General features: G+C 43.3%; 22 protein-coding genes. 19 read left to right on the top strand and 3 right to left on the bottom strand.

Going from position 1 to position 21,509, the window contains the following annotated elements:
* The first annotated feature begins 96 nt into the window (after positions 1-96).
* From recG to KP625_RS03690, 6 genes are all read left to right on the top strand, one after another.
* Complete coding sequence (recG, locus tag KP625_RS03715) at positions 97-2,109, top strand: ATP-dependent DNA helicase RecG (protein ID WP_238299440.1); 2,013 nt, start codon at positions 97-99, stop codon at positions 2,107-2,109.
* Positions 2,110-2,251: 142 nt separating this feature from the next.
* Positions 2,252-2,731, top strand: a complete 480-nt coding sequence (locus KP625_RS03710) for a hypothetical protein (protein ID WP_238299439.1) — start codon at positions 2,252-2,254, stop codon at positions 2,729-2,731.
* A 27-nt stretch (positions 2,732-2,758) separates the two neighbouring features.
* Positions 2,759-4,309, top strand: a complete 1,551-nt coding sequence (locus tag KP625_RS03705; protein ID WP_238299438.1) for a cellulase family glycosylhydrolase — start codon at positions 2,759-2,761, stop codon at positions 4,307-4,309.
* Between the two features lie 19 nt (positions 4,310-4,328).
* Complete coding sequence (gene rsmD / locus KP625_RS03700; protein WP_177970532.1) at positions 4,329-4,883, top strand: 16S rRNA (guanine(966)-N(2))-methyltransferase RsmD; 555 nt, start codon at positions 4,329-4,331, stop codon at positions 4,881-4,883.
* Complete coding sequence (gene coaD / locus KP625_RS03695; RefSeq protein ID WP_177970533.1) at positions 4,880-5,377, top strand: pantetheine-phosphate adenylyltransferase; 498 nt, start codon at positions 4,880-4,882, stop codon at positions 5,375-5,377. The genes rsmD and coaD overlap by 4 nt, the downstream gene beginning before the upstream one ends.
* 13 nt (positions 5,378-5,390) lie before the next feature.
* Entirely contained in the window at positions 5,391-6,155 is a 765-nt protein-coding gene (locus KP625_RS03690; protein WP_238299437.1) for a hypothetical protein, read from the top strand.
* On the opposite strand, the gene KP625_RS03685 is transcribed toward KP625_RS03690, so the two are convergent.
* A complete protein-coding gene (locus KP625_RS03685; protein ID WP_238299436.1) occupies positions 6,144-7,112 on the bottom strand; it encodes a hypothetical protein in 969 nt (322 codons plus the stop codon). The two genes, KP625_RS03690 and KP625_RS03685, sit on opposite strands and share 12 nt — an antisense overlap.
* Before the next feature lie 99 nt (positions 7,113-7,211).
* On the bottom strand, positions 7,212-8,447 hold the full coding sequence (locus tag KP625_RS03680) for a tRNA(Met) cytidine acetate ligase (RefSeq protein WP_238299435.1): 1,236 nt from the start codon (positions 8,445-8,447) through the stop codon (positions 7,212-7,214).
* A 158-nt stretch (positions 8,448-8,605) separates the two neighbouring features.
* Between KP625_RS03680 and KP625_RS03675 the strand changes: the two genes are divergently transcribed.
* The 4 genes from KP625_RS03675 (at position 8,606) to KP625_RS03660 (ending at position 12,203) form a co-directional block, all read left to right on the top strand.
* The gene (locus KP625_RS03675) at positions 8,606-9,544 is read left to right on the top strand and encodes a DMT family transporter (RefSeq protein WP_238299434.1); all 939 of its coding nucleotides are present in this window, start codon (positions 8,606-8,608) and stop codon (positions 9,542-9,544) included.
* A gap of 75 nt (positions 9,545-9,619) precedes the next feature.
* Complete coding sequence (locus KP625_RS03670) at positions 9,620-10,492, top strand: DUF3737 family protein (RefSeq protein ID WP_177970538.1); 873 nt, start codon at positions 9,620-9,622, stop codon at positions 10,490-10,492.
* A 95-nt stretch (positions 10,493-10,587) separates the two neighbouring features.
* Positions 10,588-11,751, top strand: a complete 1,164-nt coding sequence (locus KP625_RS03665; RefSeq protein WP_238299433.1) for a MalY/PatB family protein — start codon at positions 10,588-10,590, stop codon at positions 11,749-11,751.
* Entirely contained in the window at positions 11,742-12,203 is a 462-nt protein-coding gene (locus KP625_RS03660) for an NUDIX hydrolase (protein ID WP_177970540.1), read from the top strand. The genes KP625_RS03665 and KP625_RS03660 overlap by 10 nt, the downstream gene beginning before the upstream one ends.
* 73 nt (positions 12,204-12,276) lie before the next feature.
* Here KP625_RS03660 and KP625_RS03655 read toward each other — a convergent pair whose 3' ends face one another.
* Entirely contained in the window at positions 12,277-13,605 is a 1,329-nt protein-coding gene (locus KP625_RS03655) for an MATE family efflux transporter (protein WP_238299432.1), read from the bottom strand.
* Between the two features lie 264 nt (positions 13,606-13,869).
* On the opposite strand from KP625_RS03655, the gene KP625_RS03650 reads away from it, so the two are divergent.
* The 9 genes from KP625_RS03650 (at position 13,870) to KP625_RS03610 (ending at position 21,435) form a co-directional block, all read left to right on the top strand.
* Positions 13,870-14,964, top strand: coding sequence for a protein kinase domain-containing protein (locus KP625_RS03650; RefSeq protein ID WP_238299431.1), 1,095 nt, complete (start codon positions 13,870-13,872; stop codon positions 14,962-14,964).
* Positions 14,957-15,412: a hypothetical protein gene (locus KP625_RS03645; RefSeq protein ID WP_238299430.1), complete on the top strand. Its 456-nt coding sequence runs from the start codon at positions 14,957-14,959 to the stop codon at positions 15,410-15,412. Before KP625_RS03650 ends, KP625_RS03645 begins: the two co-directional genes overlap by 8 nt.
* 151 nt (positions 15,413-15,563) lie before the next feature.
* Positions 15,564-15,908 (top strand): helix-turn-helix transcriptional regulator, encoded by a 345-nt coding sequence (locus KP625_RS03640; RefSeq protein ID WP_238299429.1) that lies wholly within the window; start codon positions 15,564-15,566, stop codon positions 15,906-15,908.
* A gap of 12 nt (positions 15,909-15,920) precedes the next feature.
* Entirely contained in the window at positions 15,921-17,258 is a 1,338-nt protein-coding gene (locus KP625_RS03635; RefSeq protein ID WP_238299428.1) for a leucine-rich repeat protein, read from the top strand.
* A 1-nt stretch (position 17,259) separates the two neighbouring features.
* On the top strand, positions 17,260-17,712 hold the full coding sequence (locus tag KP625_RS03630) for a hypothetical protein (protein WP_238299427.1): 453 nt from the start codon (positions 17,260-17,262) through the stop codon (positions 17,710-17,712).
* Positions 17,713-17,819: 107 nt separating this feature from the next.
* Positions 17,820-19,079 carry an SHOCT domain-containing protein gene (locus tag KP625_RS03625; RefSeq protein WP_238299426.1) on the top strand — a complete coding sequence of 420 codons (1,260 nt, stop codon included), beginning with the start codon at positions 17,820-17,822 and terminating at the stop codon, positions 19,077-19,079.
* 205 nt (positions 19,080-19,284) lie between these two features.
* The gene (locus tag KP625_RS03620) at positions 19,285-20,325 is read left to right on the top strand and encodes a helix-turn-helix transcriptional regulator (RefSeq protein ID WP_117780680.1); all 1,041 of its coding nucleotides are present in this window, start codon (positions 19,285-19,287) and stop codon (positions 20,323-20,325) included.
* 53 nt (positions 20,326-20,378) lie between these two features.
* The gene (locus tag KP625_RS03615) at positions 20,379-20,789 is read left to right on the top strand and encodes a peptide deformylase (protein ID WP_238299425.1); all 411 of its coding nucleotides are present in this window, start codon (positions 20,379-20,381) and stop codon (positions 20,787-20,789) included.
* 142 nt (positions 20,790-20,931) lie between these two features.
* Complete coding sequence (locus tag KP625_RS03610; RefSeq protein WP_238299424.1) at positions 20,932-21,435, top strand: hypothetical protein; 504 nt, start codon at positions 20,932-20,934, stop codon at positions 21,433-21,435.
* Positions 21,436-21,509 lie beyond the last annotated feature (74 nt).

Raw genomic sequence — 21,509 nt, 5'->3', positions numbered from 1 at the left:
TTTTTGTTCACATAATGTAGAGAAGGCAGACGCAAATTGATTTTGCATCTGCTTTTTTATGGAAGTTAGATTGTAAATTTGTTATAATATTTTATTATGAGAAAAGAAGACAGTATTCAGACAATTAAAGGCATTGGAGAAAAGACAGCGGAAAGCTTTGCGCGGCTTGGGATTTTTACGATTGATGATCTGCTGCATACTTATCCACGCAATTATTTAAGTTATGGCGAGCCGGTTCATATCCGGGATGCAGCTGTTGGTGAACGACACGCAGTCCGGGCGATGATCACCTCATATGTGACAGTCAAACAGGTACGAAGCTTAAAACTTACGATTCTTACGGTCAGCGATGGTGATGCGACGATGCATATGACATGGTTTAACCAGCCATTTTTAAGAAATGTATTCCATAAAGGGGATTCTTATATCTTTGTCGGAATGGTTAAGGTAAAAAATGGCATGCGTGTGATGGAACAGGCAGAGTATTACAAGCTTCCGGTGTATGCGGGGATGCAGCAGGAGATGCAGCCGGTCTACCCACTTACGAGCGGGCTTTCCAACAAGACCTTCCAGAAAGCAATTATCGCGACGCGGGAGTTGATCTGCCAGATGGAGGATTATGTACCGGCGGAGGTACGGGCAGAACACAATCTGATGGAACTATCGGAAGCGTATGAGAACATCCATTTCCCGATGAATCAGGCAGTCTTAAAAAATGCGATACGAAGACTTGCTTTTGATGAGTTTTATCAGTTCCTCTATGATATGGCATCTATGAAGAAGACAACGCAGTTACAGGAGAATCTGCACAAGATCGTGCAGGGAAAGGCGGTTGCGGATTACATATCGGATCTGCCGTTTTCGCTTACGAAAGGACAACAGCAGGCCATCGAGGATATTTTGGCGGATATGGGAGGCAACGGTGTGATGAATCGCCTGATCCAGGGGGATGTTGGTTCCGGAAAGACGGTTGTTGCGGCGGCAGCTTTGCTTGCGTGTGCGAAGGCCGGGTATCAGGGCGCCCTTATGGCACCGACGGAAGTTCTTGCGAGACAGCATTACGAGGAACTGTCGGAGCAGTTTTCACATTATGATATCCGCACGGCATGTCTGGTTGGTTCGACACCATTAAAGGAGAAGCGGAGAATCTACGAAGCAATCCAGCAGGGTGGTATTGATATTGTAATCGGCACGCATGCATTGTTGGAAGATAAGGTGGAATTCAAAGATCTGGCACTGGTTGTGACGGATGAACAGCATCGGTTTGGTGTGAATCAGCGAAAGAGATTATCGGATAAGGGCTATGGTGTGCATACGCTTGTGATGTCTGCCACACCAATTCCACGGACGTTAGCCATTATTTTATATGCGGATATGGATATTTCGATCATTAAAGAACTTCCGAAGGGCAGAAAGCCAATCAAAAACTGCGTGGTTGGCACGAATTACCGCCAGACAGCATATCAGTTTATTGCCGGGCAGATCGCAGAACACAGTCAGGTCTACGTCGTCTGCCCGATGGTGGAAGAAAGTGAGACGCTCGACGTGACGAATGTCACGGAATATGTGGATACGATGCGGGCGAACCTGCCAGCAGGCACACGGATCGAGATGCTGCATGGACAGATGCGGGCAGAAGAGAAAAATGAGATTATGAAACGATTTTCGGAAGGTGAGATTGATGTGCTTGTATCGACGACGGTTATCGAGGTTGGAGTCAATAATCCGAATGCAACCGTTATGATGGTGGAAAATGCAGAACGGTTCGGACTTGCGCAGCTTCACCAGCTTCGTGGCAGAGTCGGGCGTGGAAAGAAGCAGTCGTATTGTATATTTATCAATGGAAAGGAATCGGAAGAGTCTATGGACCGTCTGCGAGTACTGGAAAATTCTAATGATGGATTCTTTATTGCAAGCGAAGATCTGAAACTCCGTGGACCGGGAGATTTCTTCGGAATCCGGCAAAGTGGCGATGCATTGTTTGAACTTGCAGATATCTATAATCATGCAGATATGTTGCAGCTTGCACAGGATCTGTTAAAAGAATATGGCAGGTCGATGCAGCCGGTTCGTAGAAACAGGGGAGGAATCTCTGAGACGGTGTTGTAGAAATCAGGACATGTATATTTCGTTAAGCTGTAATTGTGAAAAAAGACGGAAAACGCTAGTTTTCCATAGAAAACGGTTGCCGAAAAGGGCAAAAAAGCATATAATAGGCACGTGTTTGATTATATAAGATAAGAGGAATGACATGAAAGTAAAAGTAGGGTATATCACAAGCTGGAGAAGAGCTATTTTCTTTACTTTGGTTGGATGTATAGTTGTATTTGGACTGATATCTACCGTATGTGCGAAGTTGATCGGCACACCACTCATATCCAATATGGTGAGTGTGTTAGCGCTATTGGTATGTATTATTTTATTTGTCCTCGTTTTGAGTGATAAATGGGAGCGTTTTGAAGGCGAAGGGATTGCAGCGATTGAAGATGGTATATTTATCTATCATGATAAGAAGCGGCATGTACAGGTAGCGATGGATGCGATTAAGAGTGTAGACATCCAGCCGATCACACTTGGACAGACGAGTAAGACGAATCTGGCATATCTGCTGGTGATCAAGACGGATAAGAAGAAATATCAGATTGAGTCGGAGCGTGCCAGAGGACAGGCATATAATGAAGTAGATCTGCACCGGTTATATATCTGGCTGCAGGAAAAAAGAACAAAGTAAGAGGGTTACAGGGGGAAGGAAACAGGTATGAAGAAAAGCAGCAATAAAATTTTGATTGCGGTGATAGCTGTACTGGTTGTTATCATTGCGGCACTTGTGATTGTGATGGTACGCAGAAAACCTAAGAATGAGGTAGAAAAAGCAACTTCAGAAGAGACTGTACAGACAGAGACAGAGGCTGCACCGGAAACAGCATCGGATGCGACGGAAGAGGCAACAACCGAGGCACAGGCAACACAGGACTGCTTTGTCAAAGTGACAAACAGCAATTCATGGGAGAGTGCAAACGGATATAGCGGACAGTTGGATTCAACGATTACGAATAAGACAGGAAATGCACTCAAAAACTGGGAAATCAAGATGACTGTTCCGGATAAGACAACGCTGGACAGCTCATGGAATGGAACATTCAAGCTGGAAGGAACGACATTATCGGTTACATGTGTGGATTATAATGCGGAGGTTCCGGCAAATGGCACTCTGAAGGATATCGGAGCTATTGTGACTGTGCCATCGCAGGCGGATCTGAAAGCCATCTGTGACAGTGCAGTGCTTTATGTGGATGGAAAAGAATACAAAGGAAACAGCGATTCTTCTACGACAGAGGCAGCCGCGGCAAAGGAAGAGACAAAGCCGAAGGAAAAGGTGGAAGCAGAGAGTGGAACCCCGGTCGACAATCATGGTAAGCTTACGCTCAAGGGCACGGATATTGTAGATAAAAATGGAGACAAATATCAGTTAAAGGGAGTCAGTACACATGGTATCGCATGGTTCCCGGAATATGTGAATCAGGATGCGTTCCAGAGTCTGCGCGATGATATGGGAGCGAATCTGATCCGTATCGCGATGTATTCCGGTGAGAACAACGGGTATTGTACCGGAGGTGACCAGCAACAGTTAAAGAATCTGGTAAAAACAGGTGTGGATGCGGCGACAAATCTTGGGATGTATGTCATTATCGACTGGCATGTATTAGGTGACCAGAATCCACAGACCTATAAGGAAGAGGCAAAAGCATTTTTCGAAGAGATGTCTGCGTTGTATAAGGATTACGACAATGTCATTTACGAGATCTGTAACGAGCCAAACGGCGGAACAACATGGGCAGATGTGAAGTCTTATGCGGAAGAGGTCATTCCGATCATCCGTAAGAACGCAAAGGATTCCCTGATCATCGTAGGAACACCGACCTGGTCGCAGGATGTTGATATCGCGGCAGATGATCCGATTACCGGATATGACAATATCATGTATGCGGTGCATTTCTATGCAGCAACACATACAGATAATATCCGAAACAAGGTGACAACGGCACTTTCCAAGGGACTTCCGATCTTTGTCAGTGAGTTTTCCATCTGTGATGCATCCGGAAACGGTGGAATCGATTACGATCAGGCGGCAAAATGGTTTGATCTGATCGATACGAATAACCTTTCATATGCGGCTTGGAATTTATCGAACAAGGCAGAAACATCGTCCCTGATTGATTCGCCTTGTACGAAGACATCCGGCTGGACCGATGATGATTATTCTGAGACAGGTAAATGGCTCAAAAAGCAGATGCATGGAGAGAATTAATTAGAAAAGGGAAATGAGTATGCGAGTGATTGCTGGAACGGCACGAAGCCTGCCGTTAAAAACGATAGAAGGTCTGGAGACGCGACCGACGACAGACCGGATCAAAGAGACATTGTTTAATATGCTGACCGGATATGTTCCGCAGGCAAAATTCCTGGATTTATTTGCAGGAAGCGGTGGGATTGGTATCGAGGCATTGTCCCGCGGGGCAGAGAGCTGTACCTTTGTTGAGCAGGCAAAAAATGCAGCCGCCTGTATCGAAGATAATTTGAAATTTACAAAGCTTGCGGACAAGGCACAGGTGCGGAAGTTTGATGCGGTAAGCTTTGTATCATCCTTGCCGGTGGTTGATTATGATGTGATATTTATGGATCCCCCATATAGCAAGGGATTAGAGCGCAGAGTATTAGAGGTGCTTTCCACGAAGAAATTTACGACAGATACACTGATCGTGGTAGAGGCCGCGTTGGATGAGGATTTCTCCTATGTGGATGCACTCGGATTTGAAATAACAAAAGACAAGCATTATAAGACGAACAAACATGTCTTTTTGATGCAGAAGGAGAATATATGAGTATAGCAGTTTACCCTGGCAGTTTTGATCCGGTTACGCTTGGACATCTGGATATTATTCGCAGATCTGCGGCGGTATTCGACCATGTAATTGTCGGAGTTTTGAATAATACATCGAAAAAACCATTGTTTTCTTTGGGAGAACGTGTTAATATGTTGAAAGATGTAGTTTCCGAGATTGAAAATGTATCGGTAGAATCGTTTGACGGACTGCTGGTAGACTTCGTTCGTCAGAAGAATACGAACGTGATTATCCGGGGACTTCGTGCCTTGACAGATTTTGATTTAGAGATGCAGATGGCACAGAGCAACCGTATGGTTGCAAAGGATGTCGACACGGTATTTTTGTCGACAAGTACGCAGTACTCGTATCTGAGTTCCAGCGTGGTTAAGGAATATGCAAGGTATGGTGTTGACCTGACTGAATTTGTTCCCGCATGCATTATTCCCAAATTAATCGAGCGAATGAATGAATTGGATATAAAGAGGTCATAGGAGGATTCTTAAGATGGGTAAAAAAGGCGTTGAAAGTATGATCGAGGAGATCAAGGTATATATTGAAAATTGTAAGCCAATGCCATTGTCACAGACAAAGATTTCAGTACAGAAGCCGGAGCTTCTCTCGATGTTAGATGAGTTAGAGCTAAAGCTTCCGGGTGAGATTGAGCGTTGCAAGAAGATTATGCGTAACAAGGAGATGATTCTTGCCGATGCAAGAACACGTTCCGATGCAATCATTACGGAGTCCGTCAATGAGGCAAACCGTATGATCGAGCAGAATGAGATTACACGTCTTGCTAATATTCGTGCGGACGAGATTCTGGAGAATGCCAGAAATCAGGCACAGCAGATCGTAGATCAGGCTTCTGAGGAGGCAAATGAGATTCGTCTTGGCGCAATGTATTACACAAAGGATAAGCTTACAGAGATGCGTGATATCTTCCAGAAGATTCATGATATGGAGAAAGAAAATTACCGTGTTCTGATTGAGTCTCTGGAGAATGACACTTATGTGATTGAGACAAATATGACGGAGATGGATACAAATATCAATATGTTTACAGCTTCTTCGAACATGTCTTATGAGGAGAAAGATGATCTTGACAGTGCATTCTCAAATGAACCAGCTCCTGCACCACAGCCGGCTCCAAGCCATTCTGAGGAAGCTGCAGAGGAAGAAACAGAAGAAGATGATGACATCAATGTATATGGTGAGCGTGACGATGATGACGATGAGGATGACGATGATTTTGATGATTTCTTAGATGAGTAAGAGATACAGGAAAAAACCGGTCATACATCCGCATATACATTTGACAGATAAATAGAAAATCATGGACAGCCCGGATTGTTTCGTGACCTGTAGGGTTTGGAGAAAGGCAGAGATGCCGCCAAATGAGGTACACGCAAGAATCAGGGCTGTTTTGTTTGCAGGGGGAAATGTGCTTGCTGCAAGGACCGTGCTGCCTTGGGTGATTTCAAGTATGCCGCATAAGACGGTCGATACATCAGAAGGCAGGTGCGGGATGGCACAGACAAGCGCAAACAGGATGGAACAGATCATGATATACAGACCGACATAGGTAATCTGGATGACAGATTGTAACAGCAGATCGTTTGCCAGAGTGGATGTGGATTGCTGTGGTATATATTTCGTTGAACATTCAGATGTATAATCGGTTGGATTTGATGAATGATGAGTGATAGCTGCTTCCTGAGCTGAAATAGCCCGTTTCGTTTCTTTGTTGGAATATAAGAATCTTTGTTTGTGCTTATTTATAGTGTGTAAAATGAAAAATGCGATGGAAGTGACAAGCACATACGGCACATAGAGAATCGTAAGCAGAAACCAGAACGGAAGCTGATTCTGCAGTACAGTGTGTCCGATATAGCCGGACAGAAACATTGGACTGATATTATTGCAGAGTGGGAGCAATATAGTTGCGGTGGAAGACTTGATATAGCCTTCCTTCGTAAAGTCAGCTGCCATCTTTGCACCGAGCGGATAGCCACATAGAAGTCCAAGCAGGAATAAGACAGGAATTGCATAGGCGGCACCTGTTTTTTTTGTGCGGATTTTTAGGACGAAGAGATTCGATAAGAGCATGAAAGGAAGAAGTAAGGGCAGAACATCGTGAAACCAGAGCATAAGTCCTGCACGCGCCCCGGTGACTACGACCTGATTTTCACCAATCAGTGTCAGAAGGAATACAATCAGACAAAAAATCATAGAAAAACTCCCATATCTTCCATAATAAAATGTATGAGCATGAAATATCATGTAGAACCAATCAGCATGGAAATATGGGTAAAATGGCATGCTCTGTAGTTATAGAACCGGGAGTTTTCTTGTATAATCGTTTGGAAGTGTGATGCCGTAATGATTATAATAGATGCAATTGTAAAGCTCGGTCGCGCGCAGATCATATTGCCACATGGTTCGTGCGGGTCCGGCGTGAGTGGCAGGGTAGGAGGAAAGCATGGAATCAAAATCTGCTTTCTTCGTGATGACCGGAATCTCAGATGCCGCATGTAACTGGCGGATAAGCCCGCTGGAATCCTTCTTCAGTGCAAGGATATTGGCATAATATGCATAGCCGGATCCGATAAACTTCTGCCGGTCAGACTCGGTATAGCCAAGCAGCAGATGCAGGAGCGCACGGGCAATCCGGCTTCTTGTGATATCCTTCGTCTTTAACTGCTCAACAAGTGCTTCATAACCGGTCGGATAAGGCATACGCTTCAGCTTATCGGCAAGTGCAGGAGAGATATCACAGATATTTGTCAGATCCGGTTCCCGCAGCCGACATGCCTGAACAAATGGTGTCAGCATTGCATCCGACAGATAGGTGTGGTCGGGTGTCCCCATGCGCAAATAGGTTGCCGGTGGAACCTGTGCGGCAAGTGATGAAAAGTCTGCTCCTTTTGCAAGGGCTGTCCGGATGGCAGTTGCGGAACTGATCTGTGCCTGCAGATCGGTATCATGGTAGTCGTTTGAGATCCGTTTGATAAAGATTGGTTTGATATCTGTATGTAGCTTCTTGATTGCGCACAGATAGGAGAGTGCGAGTGTATTGTTCGGTGTCTTAAGAAGGGCTGCTGCCGAATTTCCGCAGATTGCGGCGATTGCGGTCTGTCTGGCTTTGGGGTAGGAAGCTCCGTCTTTTAATGCCTGCTTTAAGGCAAGCTGATAATTCTCCGGTTCCACAGTCAGAATATCAGCCATCTGTTCAAATACTTCCGGTTCTGCTTCTTCGACGCCAAACGCCAGATAGTCAATGGCATGAAGCTTACTTAAGATTGCAACAGCACCATCCGAAAAATCTCCGGCGCTTCCCGTTGCATACACAAACGGAAGCTCTAAACACAGGTCGAAGCCATCCGCAACTGCCATTTCCGCACGCGTGTATTTGTCCCACAGAGCAATACTGCCACGCTGTAAGAAATTCCCGCTCATCAGTGCGATTGCATGATCGGCATGCGAAAGAGACATCGCTTCTTCAAAGAGATAGTGATGTCCGTTGTGATATGGATGAAATTCTGCGATGACTGCTACATTACTCATATTGTTATTATACCAATCTGGCTAGAATTCAGCAAGGGTTGCCATCTGGGATTTGGTGGAAACTTATTTTGGTTGGCATTTTTTTTCCTATGATATATAATATGGAATCGTTGAGGATATAGGACATTGATATTCAGGGATAAAATGGAGAATAGAAGATGAAGAACGAACGAGAAAAAACAGAATGGATGCAGAAACCCGTTGTAGTATGGCTTGGCGCGATGCTTTGCTGCTTCCTGTGGGGAAGTGCATTTCCGTGCATCAAGATCGGCTATAAGCTGTGGGATATCAATTCGCTGGACACAGCATCGCAGATCCTGTTCGCAGGCATGCGGTTCCTGCTTGCGGGCATACTGGCAATCGTGCTTGGCAGTATTCTCGAACGGCGGTTTCTGAAACCGGAGCAGGGCGCGGCAGGGAAGATTCTGTGGCTGTCGCTTCTGCAGACGGTTGCACAGTATATGTTTTTCTATATCGGACTGGCACATACAAGCGGCGTGAAGGCGTCCATCATAGAGGCAGTCAATGTGTTTGTCGCAATCCTTGTATCGGGGTGTCTGTTCCGGCAGGAGACAATCTACATAAGACAGATGATCGGCTGTCTGATCGGATTTGCGGGCGTGGTACTGATTAACTTAAATGGCGTAGACTTCCATATGCAGGCAAATGGAGAGGGCTTTATCCTGTTATCGACGATTGCCTATGCATTTTCATCCGTGTTCCTAAAGCGGTATTCTGCAAAACACAATCCGGTGATGCTTTCCGGATATCAGTTCATCGTGGGTGGCATCATTTTGATCCTGTGTGGTCTGCTGCTTGGCGGACGGATGGGTGCGGTATCAGCATCCGCCATCGGAATTCTTGTGTATCTGGCGTTCGTGTCCGCCGTTGCCTACTCCCTGTGGGGATTGCTCTTAAAATACAATCCGGTATCGAAGGTGGCGGTGTTCGGATTCATGAATCCGGTGTTCGGCGTGATCTTATCGGCATGGCTGCTGAATGAACGGGAGCAGGCATTTGGGGTACTGAGTCTAGTTTCGCTTGCGCTTGTCTGTGTGGGAATCTATATTGTCAATAAAAGAAATGCGAATTGTTAATTTGCTCTTGACCTAAAGGTAGGTGTAGGTGGTATAAAGGAAGAGAACAATTATAGATACAGGAGATGAAACAAGATGGAAAAGCAGATCAGACAGGCATATTTTGAGGGCGAACGCCCATTGTTTGGTGCGGAGAATCTGTCTATTCAAGATACGATTTTCGGAGAAGGAGAATCCCCACTCAAGGAGAGCCGTGATATTTCGTTGGAGGGAAGCATCTTCCAGTGGAAATATCCGCTCTGGTACAGTAAGAATATTGCGGTGAAAGACGGCACATGGGCGGAAATGGCACGTGCAGGTGTCTGGTACACCGATGATATGACAGTCGAGCGCGCGTTGATCGAGGCACCGAAGAATTTCCGGCGCTGTCGCAGACTGACGCTCAAAGAGGTTGCCCTGCCAAATGCGTTAGAGACACTGTGGCATTGTATGGATGTGACACTCGATCACGTGATGGCAAAGGGCGATTATTTTGCGATGGACTGCGAGAATATGAAGATTCAGGACTTCCAGCTTGCGGGAAATTATTCATTCGATGGAGCGAAGAATGTGGAGATCCACAATGCGAAGCTGCTCTCGAAGGATGCATTCTGGAACAGCGAGAATGTGACCGTCTATGATTCGGTTATTTCCGGCGAATATCTGGGCTGGAATTCGAAGAATCTGACACTGATTAACTGTACGATTGAGAGCCTGCAGGGCATGTGTTATATTGAGAATCTCGTGATGAGAAACTGCAAGCTCGTCAATACAACACTTGCGTTTGAGTATTCGACTGTCGATGTGGAGATACAGGGCGGTATCGACAGCGTGATTAATCCAACAGCCGGTGTGATACGGGCAGATTCAATCGGAACGCTCATCCTGGAGCCGGAGCGAGTAAATCCTGCAGATACGGAGATTATCTGCAAAGAGATTAAAGAGAAGAAGAATCATGCTCCGAAGTAAAATTAAGGCTATAATGAAGTAGGTTGATGGGTACGTAGGTCATCACGCTATCGCGAGGTGACAATGATATGAATATTGCAGATGGAGAATAGATTATGGCATATGATTTTGATAAAATAGTAGATCGTTCCAATACGAATTCCATGAAATGGAACGTGGCAGAAGGCGAACTTCCGATGTGGGTAGCGGATATGGATTTCGAGACCGCACCGGTAATTATGGAAGCAATCAGCAAGCGCGCGCGGCACGGCTGCTTCGGCTATACAGAGGTGCCGGTTGCATGGTATCAGGCATATATCGACTGGTGGAAGGTGCGTCATGATTTTAAAATGGAGAAGGACTGGCTGATGTTTTGTACCGGTGTAATACCGGCAATCTCGTCAATCGTGCGGAAACTGACAACACCAGCCGAGAAGGTGCTGGTGCAGACACCGGTGTACAATATATTTTTTAACTCGATTCTCAATAATGGCAGACAGGTGTTGGAAAGTCCGCTTGTATTCGATGGAAATGCATATCATATTGATTTTGAAGACTTGGAAAAGAAGCTTGCAGATCCGCAGACAACGTTGATGATTCTCTGTAATCCACACAATCCGATCGGAAAGATCTGGGACAAAGCGACATTGGAACGAATCGGTGCATTGTGTGCGAAGCATCATGTGATTGTGCTTTCGGATGAGATTCATTGTGATCTGACTGATCCGGGATGTGGATATATCCCGTTTGCATCGGTATCCGATATCTGCCGGAATAACAGTATTACATGTATTGCACCGACGAAGACATTCAATCTCGCAGGCTTGCAGACGGCAGCCATCTCTGTACCGAATCCGGTGATTCGCCATAAGGTATGGCGTGGAATCAACACCGATGAAGTCGCAGAGCCGAATGCATTTGCGGTTGACGTAGCAATCGCGGCATTTACCAAGGGCGCAGACTGGTTAGATGCGCTCCGTGCCTATATCTACGAGAACAAGCAGTACGCAGTACAGTATGTGAAGGAACAGATTCCGGAAGTGGAGATTCTTCCTTCGGAGGCAACCTACTTGCTCTGGATCTACTGCAAGGATCTTCCGGGAAATTCGCGCGAGATCGCACACCGTATCCGCAAGAAGACAGGGTTGTTCCTGTCCGCCGGAAGTGGATTCTCCGGGGATGGAGACCGATTCCTGCGACTGAATATCGCCTGTCCAAGAGCGTTGTTAAAAGACGGTATGGAGCGGTTGAAACGTGGGGTGGAATCATTATGCGAATGACAACATTATGTTATATCGAGCAGGATGGGAAATACCTCATGCTGCATCGGACGAAGAAAAAGAAGGATATCAACAAGGATAAATGGATCGGTGTCGGCGGGCATGCCGAAGAAGGTGAAGGACCGGAAGAATGTCTGCTTCGCGAAGTGAAGGAAGAGACAGGGCTGACGCTTACATCGTACCGGTTCCGCGGATTGATTACGTTTATCAGCAACGAGTGTGAGCCGGAGCTGATGTGCCTTTTTACGGCAGATGGATTCACCGGGGAGCTGATCACCTGCAATGAAGGGGATCTGGTCTGGGTGGATAAAGCGCAGGTGCCGGAGCTTCCGACCTGGAGCGGAGACGCTATATTCTTGAAGCAGATCCTGTCAGACGATCCAAGGTTTTTCACACTGCGGCTCGTATATGTGGGCGATACGCTGGTGGAACACCGGTTACAATTTTATTAGAATACATATAAAAATGCACCGTAAATGTAAGCAGATTTCACATTTACGGTGCATTTATTAGTTATGCAAATTTTCAGATACGCGAGCTCTTGCGGTAAATCGCATACGCGGCAACCGCGGAGATGGTCTCTGTGACCGGGAATGCCCAGAACACACCGTTGGCACCGAGAACGCGGCTGAGCAGAAATGCTGCTGGAATCATGACAACGGCATACCGTGACAACGAAATCAACAGGGATGCCATTCCTTTTTGCAGAGCTTCAAGTGCACCGCAACAAGTGACGGAAACTGCAGAGATGATAAAGCCGATACATATGATCGTGAGTGCCTTGATACCGATCTCGATCGTCGTCTCATTGTCGGTGAAAAGTCCGATCATCTGTCCAGGTATGAGCAGAGAGAGCAACACACCGACCGCCATCACACCGGCGGTCAGGCAGAGCGTAGTCCGGAAGATCTGCCGGACACGTTTTTTCTCACCGGCACCGTAGTTGAAGCTGATGATTGGGCGGATACCCTGGATGATTCCATTGGCAGACAGGTAAATAAATGTCTGCAGCTTATAATAGGCACCAAGCACGAGGACATATTTCTCCGAAAATGCCGTCAGAATACCGTTCAGACAGGAAATCATGAGTGACGGCAGGGCCATGTTCAGTGAAGCCGGAATACCGACAGCATATAGATTCCCAAGCAATGCCTTGTTAAACGACAGATTCTTACGCTTGAAGGAAAGCGGCAATGGACGGAAGATGCAGAATAGCACATAGACAAGTAATGTGATCGTCTGTCCGATGCCGGTTGCGTAAGCAGCACCGGCCATCCCCATCTTCGGAAATGGTCCGATGCCGAAGATCATCAGCGGATCGAGTACGATGTTGGAGATAAAGCCGCACATCATACTGAGCATGGAAACCTTCATTCTGCCGACCGACTGGAAGATTTTCTCCAGCGAGATTCCGAGCATAATGATGATCGAGAACACGAATACGCGGTTGGCGTAGGTAAGTCCCATTTCGATGATCGTTTCATCCTTCGTATAAAGTCTCAGAAAATGCGGCATACCAGCCATACAGGCAACCATCAGTATGATTCCGTGAATCACACTTAAGAACATGCCTGTGACCGCTGCCTCGTCCGCTTTCTCCTGATCCTTCGCACCAAGACAAAATGCAATTCTTGCATTCATCGCGATACCGAATCCAACCGCAATCGCAGTCATCAGATTCTGCAGCGGATATACCAGCGAGATTGCGGTCATGGCATCCTCACTGATCTTCGCCACAAAATAGCTGTCGACGATGTTGTATAGGGAATTGATCGCCATGGAAATAACCATCGGCAATGACATCGAAATAACCAACGGTAAAATCGGTTTTTCTTTCATAAAATTCTGGTTCATGTTTTTCACTCCTGTGTAATTATTGTGTATATCATCCTGTCTGTGGGCAGAGCAAGAAGGATTGTCTTGCATAAAAAAAGCCACACAGCAAATATACTGTGTGGCGAAAAAAGAATTCTCTTCAAAAATCCACTCCCATGAAGGGTTTTGGTATGTGATTGCGTATCCGGTAGGATTCCGGACACCTTCCGTATTTTAGCGGGTGGGAGGATATTTGTCAAGGTTAGAATTGACATATTTGGATATACAGACTACGATATAACTATGAAAAACATATTTAGAAAATTTGCAAACAAAAATCAAATACCATATGTTACAGATGATGGATACGAATATTGTAGATATTGTGAGGCAAATCTGACATTGCAAAAAGGCTATAGTAATGATTTGCCATACTGGGTTTGCAAAGGTTGTGGACAGATGCTGATAAACCCTGATTTGAATACGGATTCGGATATTATCTGGACTTGCGATGGCTGTGAAACGCTATTGAATGAACAACCCGGTTTTACAGAAAAAAATGGCAGCTGGAAATGTACTGCATGTGGCTTTGTAAATTCATTGGATAAAAATCATGTTTATGTATCGGAAGATGAATATCAGGCAGCGGTAAACGCACCTTATAATGGCATGTCGGATGAGGATATACTTGCACTTATGAGCTATGAGGTGATAGGGAGTATTGAAAACCGGGAAGATGTGTTAATTGTAAAAGATGAAGATGGCAATTTGTATGTCGAGAAGATTCTTGATACGTTTGACGAGAGTATATATCAATATCTGGTGGAACATCCTATTGCGAATATGCCTCAAATTATGAGCGTGTATAGAGGAATTACGAAACTGGTCATTATAGAACAATGGATTGATGGGGTTACGATTGAGGATATATTGCAGGAGTATACCATTAAGGAGAGGGAGGCGGTAAGGATTGCCTGTGATATTTGTAAAATCCTGAAGAAACTGCATAGCCAGGGAATGCCAATTATACACCGGGATGTCAAACCGTCAAATGTTATGCTTTGTCAGGATGGCTCCGTATATCTGCTGGATGTGAATGTAGCGAAATGGTGTAATCCGGAAGAAGCAGAAGATACGAAATTGCTTGGAACCTTATATTATGCTGCACCGGAGCAGTTTGGCTATGGATTTACAGCATCCACGGAAAAGACAGACATCTATGCAGTTGGAATGTTGTTGAATAAGATGATTACAGGCAGATTCCCCAAAGAGGAACGTGCCACGGGTGTAATCTGGGATGTGATTCAGAGGTGTATTCGTTTGAATCCGGAAGAGCGGTATTCGGATGATGAGCTTATAAATATGTTAACGGATTATCAGGGGGAACAGGATGAATAAGAAATCAACAAATGAACTTGATGCGTTATTACGGGATATGAATCCAAAGGATCTGGACAACTATTACAAAGAAAACCGTGATTCTATGAATGAAGAGAAGACGTTTACTTATTACGCAAAGGATGTAATTCAGGCAAAAAATATAAGACTTAAGGATGTATATTCATTTGCCGGACTTTCGGAATCTTATGGAGAACAGATATTGAATATGAGAAAGCATACAAAAGACAGGGATGTAATTATTCGTTTGTGTGTAGCCGGGCGACTTACTTTGGACGAGATAAACCGGTCGTTGAAGCTCTATGGGATGCAGCCTTTGTATGCGAAAGATAAGCGGGATGCATGCATGATTGTGGCAATCAATAATCGAAAATATCAGTTGTTCGAAATCGATGATATGCTGGTGGAACAAGGCTTAAAAAAGCTTTCGCCAGATGAAAAAACTTAATACTCAAATGAAATCCTCACCATTTTGGTGGGGATTTTTTTCTGCTTAAACGTATATGCTTGATACATAGATTACAGGAAAAGTTACACAGAGTAATCAAAAAGTGATTTGAATTGAAGAGACTGGTTTTATATTATGGAAAGAGAAGGAGATGGAAAAGGATGAGATGAAAATGAGCTTAGGACGATTTATAGCAACACGGAGAAAAAGAATGTCTTTGACACAGGAAGAACTTGCGGCAACGTTAAATGTATCAAAATCAGCAATCGCAAAATGGGAAACGGATGGAGGGATTCCGGATCGGGATAATCTGTATAAACTAGCAGAAACGATGGGTGTATCTGTCAATGATATGCATCAGATTATACGCAGTAAGGATTATAAGGATGCGGATCTTATGGTGAATATTACACCAGATGTGATAGCAATTTTGGAATCGTATGGGTATAAGGTTATACGACCGCAGGGTAAAGAAAAAAATGAGGGGAATAAGTAGGAGGAAATGAAGATGAAGAAGAAATATGCAGGATTTTTGATTGGTATTAGCTGCGTTTTAAGCAGTATGATATTTTGTTCATGCGGAAAAAATGATAAGACAGAAAATATAAATGAAATTACAGAACAAACTGCACAAGAATTAGAACAGATAGATGATAATGAAGCGATTTCAGAACAGAAAAAAGAAAATGACAAATCAGAATTATCTGAAAATGCAGAGAAAACAAAAGAACAGAATTCGTCTGTAGAGCCAGTTGAGACGAAAGTTGAGAACATATATATGGGTGATTTAACTCCTTCAGAGGGACTTGAATTTGAGAGCAATGGAGATGGCACATGTGCAATAAAATCTGTGGGAACGTTTGAAGAAAACGATTTAATTATACCGCAAACAAGTCCGGAAGGAGATACTGTGACGGAAATTTCAGAAGATGCATTTTATAGATTGGAATGTGACTATATTGTGTTTGATAATGTGACTATGGCGGTAAATGATTCGGCGTTCAGTAGTTCCGAGTATAAGAATCTCGTTATTAACAATTCAAATTTAACAATAGGAGAAAATGCATTTGCTTATAATGATAAAGCAGAATCTGTAACAATATTGAATAGCGAATGTTCGTTTGATGAATATGCATTATATAATACCGGAAAACATATGACGATTGGGATTACAGATTCAACAATTGTGATGGAAGATTCAGCAGTTTCGGGAAGTAATGAAGACATCCTTCTGGTATGTAATTCTAAGATTGATATGGGAAGTAATGCGTTTGCTTATTCAGATGATATTACGGATGTGAAATTTGAAAATTGTGAAATAACTATGGACGAATACATATTTTACGCTACGGGGGACAGCACAAGCGTTGTATTTGATGAGTGTGATATTACGATGCAGGATTCTGCACTGTCGGGAAATGAATTTGAGACGTTGGATATGTTGAATTGTGTAGCGTTAGAGATGGGAGATAATGCGATTGCTTATAGTGACGATTTAGAATCAGTAAATATTTCCGGTACAGATATGAAAATAGGGGAATATGCATTTTATAATGATGATAATCTGGCAGAGATAACGATAAATGCAGGTAATGGGCAAATAGAATTGAAAGATTCGGCATTTTCCGGATTAGGAGATGATTGTGAGAAGATATCAATAACATGTGGGACAATAAAAATGGGAGATGATGTGTTTGCATATAATGATGGTCTTCTTGCCGTTAGTATAACGGGAACAATAGAGAAAAAAGGTTCATATATATTTTATAATTGTCCGGATGATTTGGTTATAAATGTAAATGGTGAAACATTTAATGAAGAAGCATTTGAGGAGAAGGAGTATTAGAATGAAGAAAAATACAGGACTTATGATTGGTATAGCAGGTGTACTTATGGGGATTATATCCTTGTTCCTGCCATTTGCAAAACAATGGAAAGAAAGTTATTCTATGGTTGGTATGGCAAAGCTGTATGTTTTGTCAAGTTCAGCAGATTGGAATAATGACAAAGAAGCAGAGATGGTTTATAAAATATTTGTTCCGGTAGCAGTTGCATTAATATTTATTTTTATGCTGATATATTTAATTAAGTGTATTAAAATGAAAACAGCAGGAATGGTAGTGTTTAATATATTAACGATTGCCGTGTATGAATTTATGAAGTGGGACTTTGCAGATCGTAGAGTGGTTCCGGGAGCTTGTGAAAAAGGAATTGCATTTACATTTATTTATATTGCGTTTACGGTTATGATTTTGGGATGTGTTTTGAGGATAATTGATAAACGGAATATGAATAAATGATGATTAAATATTTACAGACTGCTGTTCAATAGATAAAGTAAGTAGTATAATTGTTTTAAATTAGATTTTAATGAAAAATAATTTATATTACTAAGGGAGAGAAAAATATGGCAAAATGTATGGGGTGTGGAAAAACAATCTTAACTGGAACAGAATTGGGAAATGGTAAATTGTGTGGAAGTTGCTCTGGAAAAATCTATTTTCAAAATTGGAGAAAAAGAGATTTTCAATCAATGGAAGAGCTGGTTAATCAAAAAAATAAAGCATTGCAGTCAGCGATGGAAGCTCGTTTTCCACAAGAAACAATTAATCAGATATGCTATTATTTTGACGAGTATATTTCTGCTGGATTTGATACATGTGTTAATGGAAAGGAAGGACAAATCATAAAAGTCTTTTCTGATTTTTGTGTAATATATACCAAAGAAGCAAATAGAGGAAATATAGCAAGTTTGTTTAATGGTATGTTTTCAGAGAAAAAACAGCCGTTGTATGTTTCCGAAAAAGATAACATTGTAAAAGGAGTTATGAAAGGAAAAATACTAAATACAGGCATTGGATATGCAACAGCTGCAATTATAGATAATGTTACAAAGGAAGCAGAAGAAGATGAAAGACATGGTAAGGCTTTGCAAATTATACCATCAGGAGAATATAGAATTAATTATAATAATATATCGAGGATTGAATTAAAAAATAGTAGCTCGGCAGGGGTTATACGATTTATTCCAAACGGAATTGAAGATAATGATTATTATTCGTGTATGTATTTTTTCTTCGATACGACGATACCGTTTAAGACGAAAAAAATGAATCAAGCCGTAAATTATGCATTTAATTATATGCAGGATAGAATCTATCAATGCAATAACATTAAAATGGTACCAATGAATCAGATGATGCCAATGAACCAAATGGCACCGATGAACCAAATGGCACCGATGAACCAAATGGCACCGATGAACCAAATGGCACCGATGAATCAGATGATGCCAATGAATCAAATGGCACCGATGAACCAAATGGCACCGATGAATCAGATGATGCCAATGAATCAAATGGCACCGATGAACCAAATGGCACCGATGAATCAGATGATGCCAATGAATCAAATGGCACCGATGAATCAGATGATGCCAATGAATCAAATGACACCGATGAACCAAATGGCACCAATGAATCAGGCGTCACCAAACAATATATTAGCGCAAAACGTTTATGGAGATTCAATAAATAAAGGAACATTAGATCAAACACATCAAGAAGATATTTTTGAAGAAATTCGCAGGTATAAAGAGTTGTTTGATGAAGGCATTATATCGGAAGATGAGTTTAATCAAAAAAAGAAACAATTGCTAGGTATTTAATCCTAATTATTAATGAAGAAATAATGGATAAATTTATTGTGATTTTAGAGTGTCGTAGTATATACAAAATATAAAAAGTGATAGCCAGATATTTCAGAGCTATCACTTTTTGCTATTTGGGTGTAAAATAAGATAAACACAAGGCTGATGCAGGTAGCGGGCTTGGAAGAGTCATAGAATTATACTATAAGAAGGGGATTACACGATGGATAACACATCAGAACAGAAAACAGAAAATCAGGAAAAAAAGAAGATTGTCCGGGGACCAAGACTCAACCAGAAACTAAAAATCATGTATCTGATGAAGATTCTGCTCGAAGAGACAGACGAAGATCATGACCTGACACTGAATGAAATCGTTGAGAAACTGAAAGCATACAATGTCACAGCAGAGCGGAAGAGCCTGTACAGCGACATCGAGAATCTGCGCACGTTTGGTCTGGATATCATAGGCATGCAATATGGCAAGACCTACCATTATAAGGTTGCAAGCCGGCAATTCCAGCTTGTCGAGCTGAAGCTTCTCGTAGATGCGGTGCAGTCCTCCAGATTCATCACAGAGAAGAAATCCGACGAGCTGATCGCGAAGCTTGAGAGCTACGCAAGCAAATACGAGGCGAAGAAGCTGGCACGTCAGGTCAATGTAAATGGACGCGTGAAGACGATGAACGAACGCATCTATTACAGCGTGGATAAGATTCACGAGGCGTTAAATGAGGAGAGCCAGATCAAATTCCAATATTTCACATGGACGGCAGATAAGAAGATGGAACTGAAGCATGGTGGGGCTTACTATAGTGTCAGCCCGTGGGCACTGTGCTGGGATGACGAGAAATACTATTTGGTAGGATATGATAACAGAGAATACAAGATCAAGCATTTCCGTGTCGATAAGATGGCAGACGTGTCCGTGGTCTATGAGGAGCGGGAAGGAAAAGAGGAATTCTCGAAAATGCAGATGTCGGAGTACACGAACAGGCTCTTCGGCATGTTCGATGGCAATCTGGAAACAGTAACGCTTCTGTGTGAAAACCATGCCGCAAATGTGATCATTGACCGGTTCGGAACCGATATTCCGCTCATGAAGACCGACGCAGAGCATTTCACAGTCCGGGTACGGGTATCTGTCAGTAAATTGTTCCTTAGCTGGATCATGGCAATTCCGGGAGTGAAGATCGTGGCTCCCGAGCGTACGGTAGATATGATGAAATCAGAGATTAAGCGGCTGCAGGAAATGTACTTGTAAGAGAGGGATGGGTCTAATAATTTTGTATGTGTAATTGAACTGAAAGGATAAATATGGTAAAGAAAATTATGCGGGATCCGCTGTTCCTGGCACAGAAATCGGTGTATGCAACGGAAGCAGATAAACAGGTTATAACAGATTTGCTCGATACACTCCGGGCGAATCTGGATCATTGCGTCGGCATGGCGGCCAATATGATCGGCGTAAAGAAGAATATCATCGTCGTGGCAAGCGGACCGTTCCAATTCGCGATGGTGAATCCGGTTATCACGAAGAAAACGGGCGCGTATCAGGTGGAAGAGGGATGCCTGTCGCTCGACGGGACACGCCCATGTACGAGATATCAGGAGATAGAAGTCGATTACCTCGACCAGCATTTCAAGAAGCAGCATGGGAAATATTCCGGCTGGGTGGCTCAGATTATTCAGCATGAAGTGGATCATTGCAACGGAGTTGTGATATAACTTTATGTTACAAAAAGAGAAGATAATACTTGAATGTTCATAATGCAAGTACTTATTTATGACAGTTGCTTTGCGTAGGATGGAGATACAAAGAAACGGAAATAAGAAGCATGGAGTCGTAAGATTCACGGAGGTTATCATTATGAGCGGAAATAATAATCAGAAATCAGTAGGTTATGCAATACTTGGAGTTATCATAGTGTTCGCAATAATCGGATTCTTCGTATCTTTGACCGAAAAAGAAGATCCGAAGTGTGCATTTGCAGGATGCGATAACACGGTATCGACGGAGGGCGGTTACTGCTATCAGCACAACACACCCGGAAAGCGCAGGAAGGCTACATATGGAACAAGCAGCTCGCACAGTCATTCTACAACAAGCAGTACGATAGGCAGCGGTTCCACATCAAATAGTTCGGGCAGCAGTTCGAATTCCGGTTCATCGTCTAGCAGTTACAAGCCAAGCAGTTCGAACAGCAAGTATAACAGCAGCCATTCGCATGATTCTTACGATAGCGGCTACGATGATGTCTACATGGATGGCGATTACGATCAGGACCGGTACGACCGGGATGATGATTATGCAACCGGCGTGGATGATGCTATCGAGGATGATATCGAGGATGGAGACGAAGGGGACTGGTAAGGGAAATATCCGGGAATTTCTTATATCAGGAACGGAAACGCAAAAGACGGTGTAACGACGAAATAAAGGATGTA

The organism is Eubacterium sp. MSJ-33 (assembly GCF_022174665.1).
In the GTDB taxonomy this organism is placed as follows: Bacteria; Bacillota; Clostridia; order Lachnospirales; family Lachnospiraceae; genus Coprococcus_C.
The sequence above is the reverse complement of the archived record's forward strand: the minus strand, read 5'-3'. Positions and strand labels throughout refer to the sequence as shown.

Bases quoted from the DNA above. Each gene is read 5' to 3' on its own strand.
- recG (WP_238299440.1), top strand. From the start codon at position 97: ATGAGAAAAGAAGACAGTATTCAGACAATTAAAGGCATTGGAGAAAAG.
- KP625_RS03710 (WP_238299439.1), top strand. From the start codon at position 2,252: ATGAAAGTAAAAGTAGGGTATATCACAAGCTGGAGAAGAGCTATTTTC.
- KP625_RS03705 (WP_238299438.1), top strand. From the start codon at position 2,759: ATGAAGAAAAGCAGCAATAAAATTTTGATTGCGGTGATAGCTGTACTG.
- rsmD (WP_177970532.1), top strand. From the start codon at position 4,329: ATGCGAGTGATTGCTGGAACGGCACGAAGCCTGCCGTTAAAAACGATA.
- coaD (WP_177970533.1), top strand. From the start codon at position 4,880: ATGAGTATAGCAGTTTACCCTGGCAGTTTTGATCCGGTTACGCTTGGA.
- KP625_RS03690 (WP_238299437.1), top strand. From the start codon at position 5,391: ATGGGTAAAAAAGGCGTTGAAAGTATGATCGAGGAGATCAAGGTATAT.
- KP625_RS03685 (WP_238299436.1), bottom strand. From the start codon at position 7,112: ATGATTTTTTGTCTGATTGTATTCCTTCTGACACTGATTGGTGAAAAT.
- KP625_RS03680 (WP_238299435.1), bottom strand. From the start codon at position 8,447: ATGAGTAATGTAGCAGTCATCGCAGAATTTCATCCATATCACAACGGA.
- KP625_RS03675 (WP_238299434.1), top strand. From the start codon at position 8,606: ATGAAGAACGAACGAGAAAAAACAGAATGGATGCAGAAACCCGTTGTA.
- KP625_RS03670 (WP_177970538.1), top strand. From the start codon at position 9,620: ATGGAAAAGCAGATCAGACAGGCATATTTTGAGGGCGAACGCCCATTG.
- KP625_RS03665 (WP_238299433.1), top strand. From the start codon at position 10,588: ATGGCATATGATTTTGATAAAATAGTAGATCGTTCCAATACGAATTCC.
- KP625_RS03660 (WP_177970540.1), top strand. From the start codon at position 11,742: ATGCGAATGACAACATTATGTTATATCGAGCAGGATGGGAAATACCTC.
- KP625_RS03655 (WP_238299432.1), bottom strand. From the start codon at position 13,605: ATGAACCAGAATTTTATGAAAGAAAAACCGATTTTACCGTTGGTTATT.
- KP625_RS03650 (WP_238299431.1), top strand. From the start codon at position 13,870: ATGAAAAACATATTTAGAAAATTTGCAAACAAAAATCAAATACCATAT.
- KP625_RS03645 (WP_238299430.1), top strand. From the start codon at position 14,957: ATGAATAAGAAATCAACAAATGAACTTGATGCGTTATTACGGGATATG.
- KP625_RS03640 (WP_238299429.1), top strand. From the start codon at position 15,564: ATGGAAAAGGATGAGATGAAAATGAGCTTAGGACGATTTATAGCAACA.
- KP625_RS03635 (WP_238299428.1), top strand. From the start codon at position 15,921: ATGAAGAAGAAATATGCAGGATTTTTGATTGGTATTAGCTGCGTTTTA.
- KP625_RS03630 (WP_238299427.1), top strand. From the start codon at position 17,260: ATGAAGAAAAATACAGGACTTATGATTGGTATAGCAGGTGTACTTATG.
- KP625_RS03625 (WP_238299426.1), top strand. From the start codon at position 17,820: ATGGCAAAATGTATGGGGTGTGGAAAAACAATCTTAACTGGAACAGAA.
- KP625_RS03620 (WP_117780680.1), top strand. From the start codon at position 19,285: ATGGATAACACATCAGAACAGAAAACAGAAAATCAGGAAAAAAAGAAG.
- KP625_RS03615 (WP_238299425.1), top strand. From the start codon at position 20,379: ATGGTAAAGAAAATTATGCGGGATCCGCTGTTCCTGGCACAGAAATCG.
- KP625_RS03610 (WP_238299424.1), top strand. From the start codon at position 20,932: ATGAGCGGAAATAATAATCAGAAATCAGTAGGTTATGCAATACTTGGA.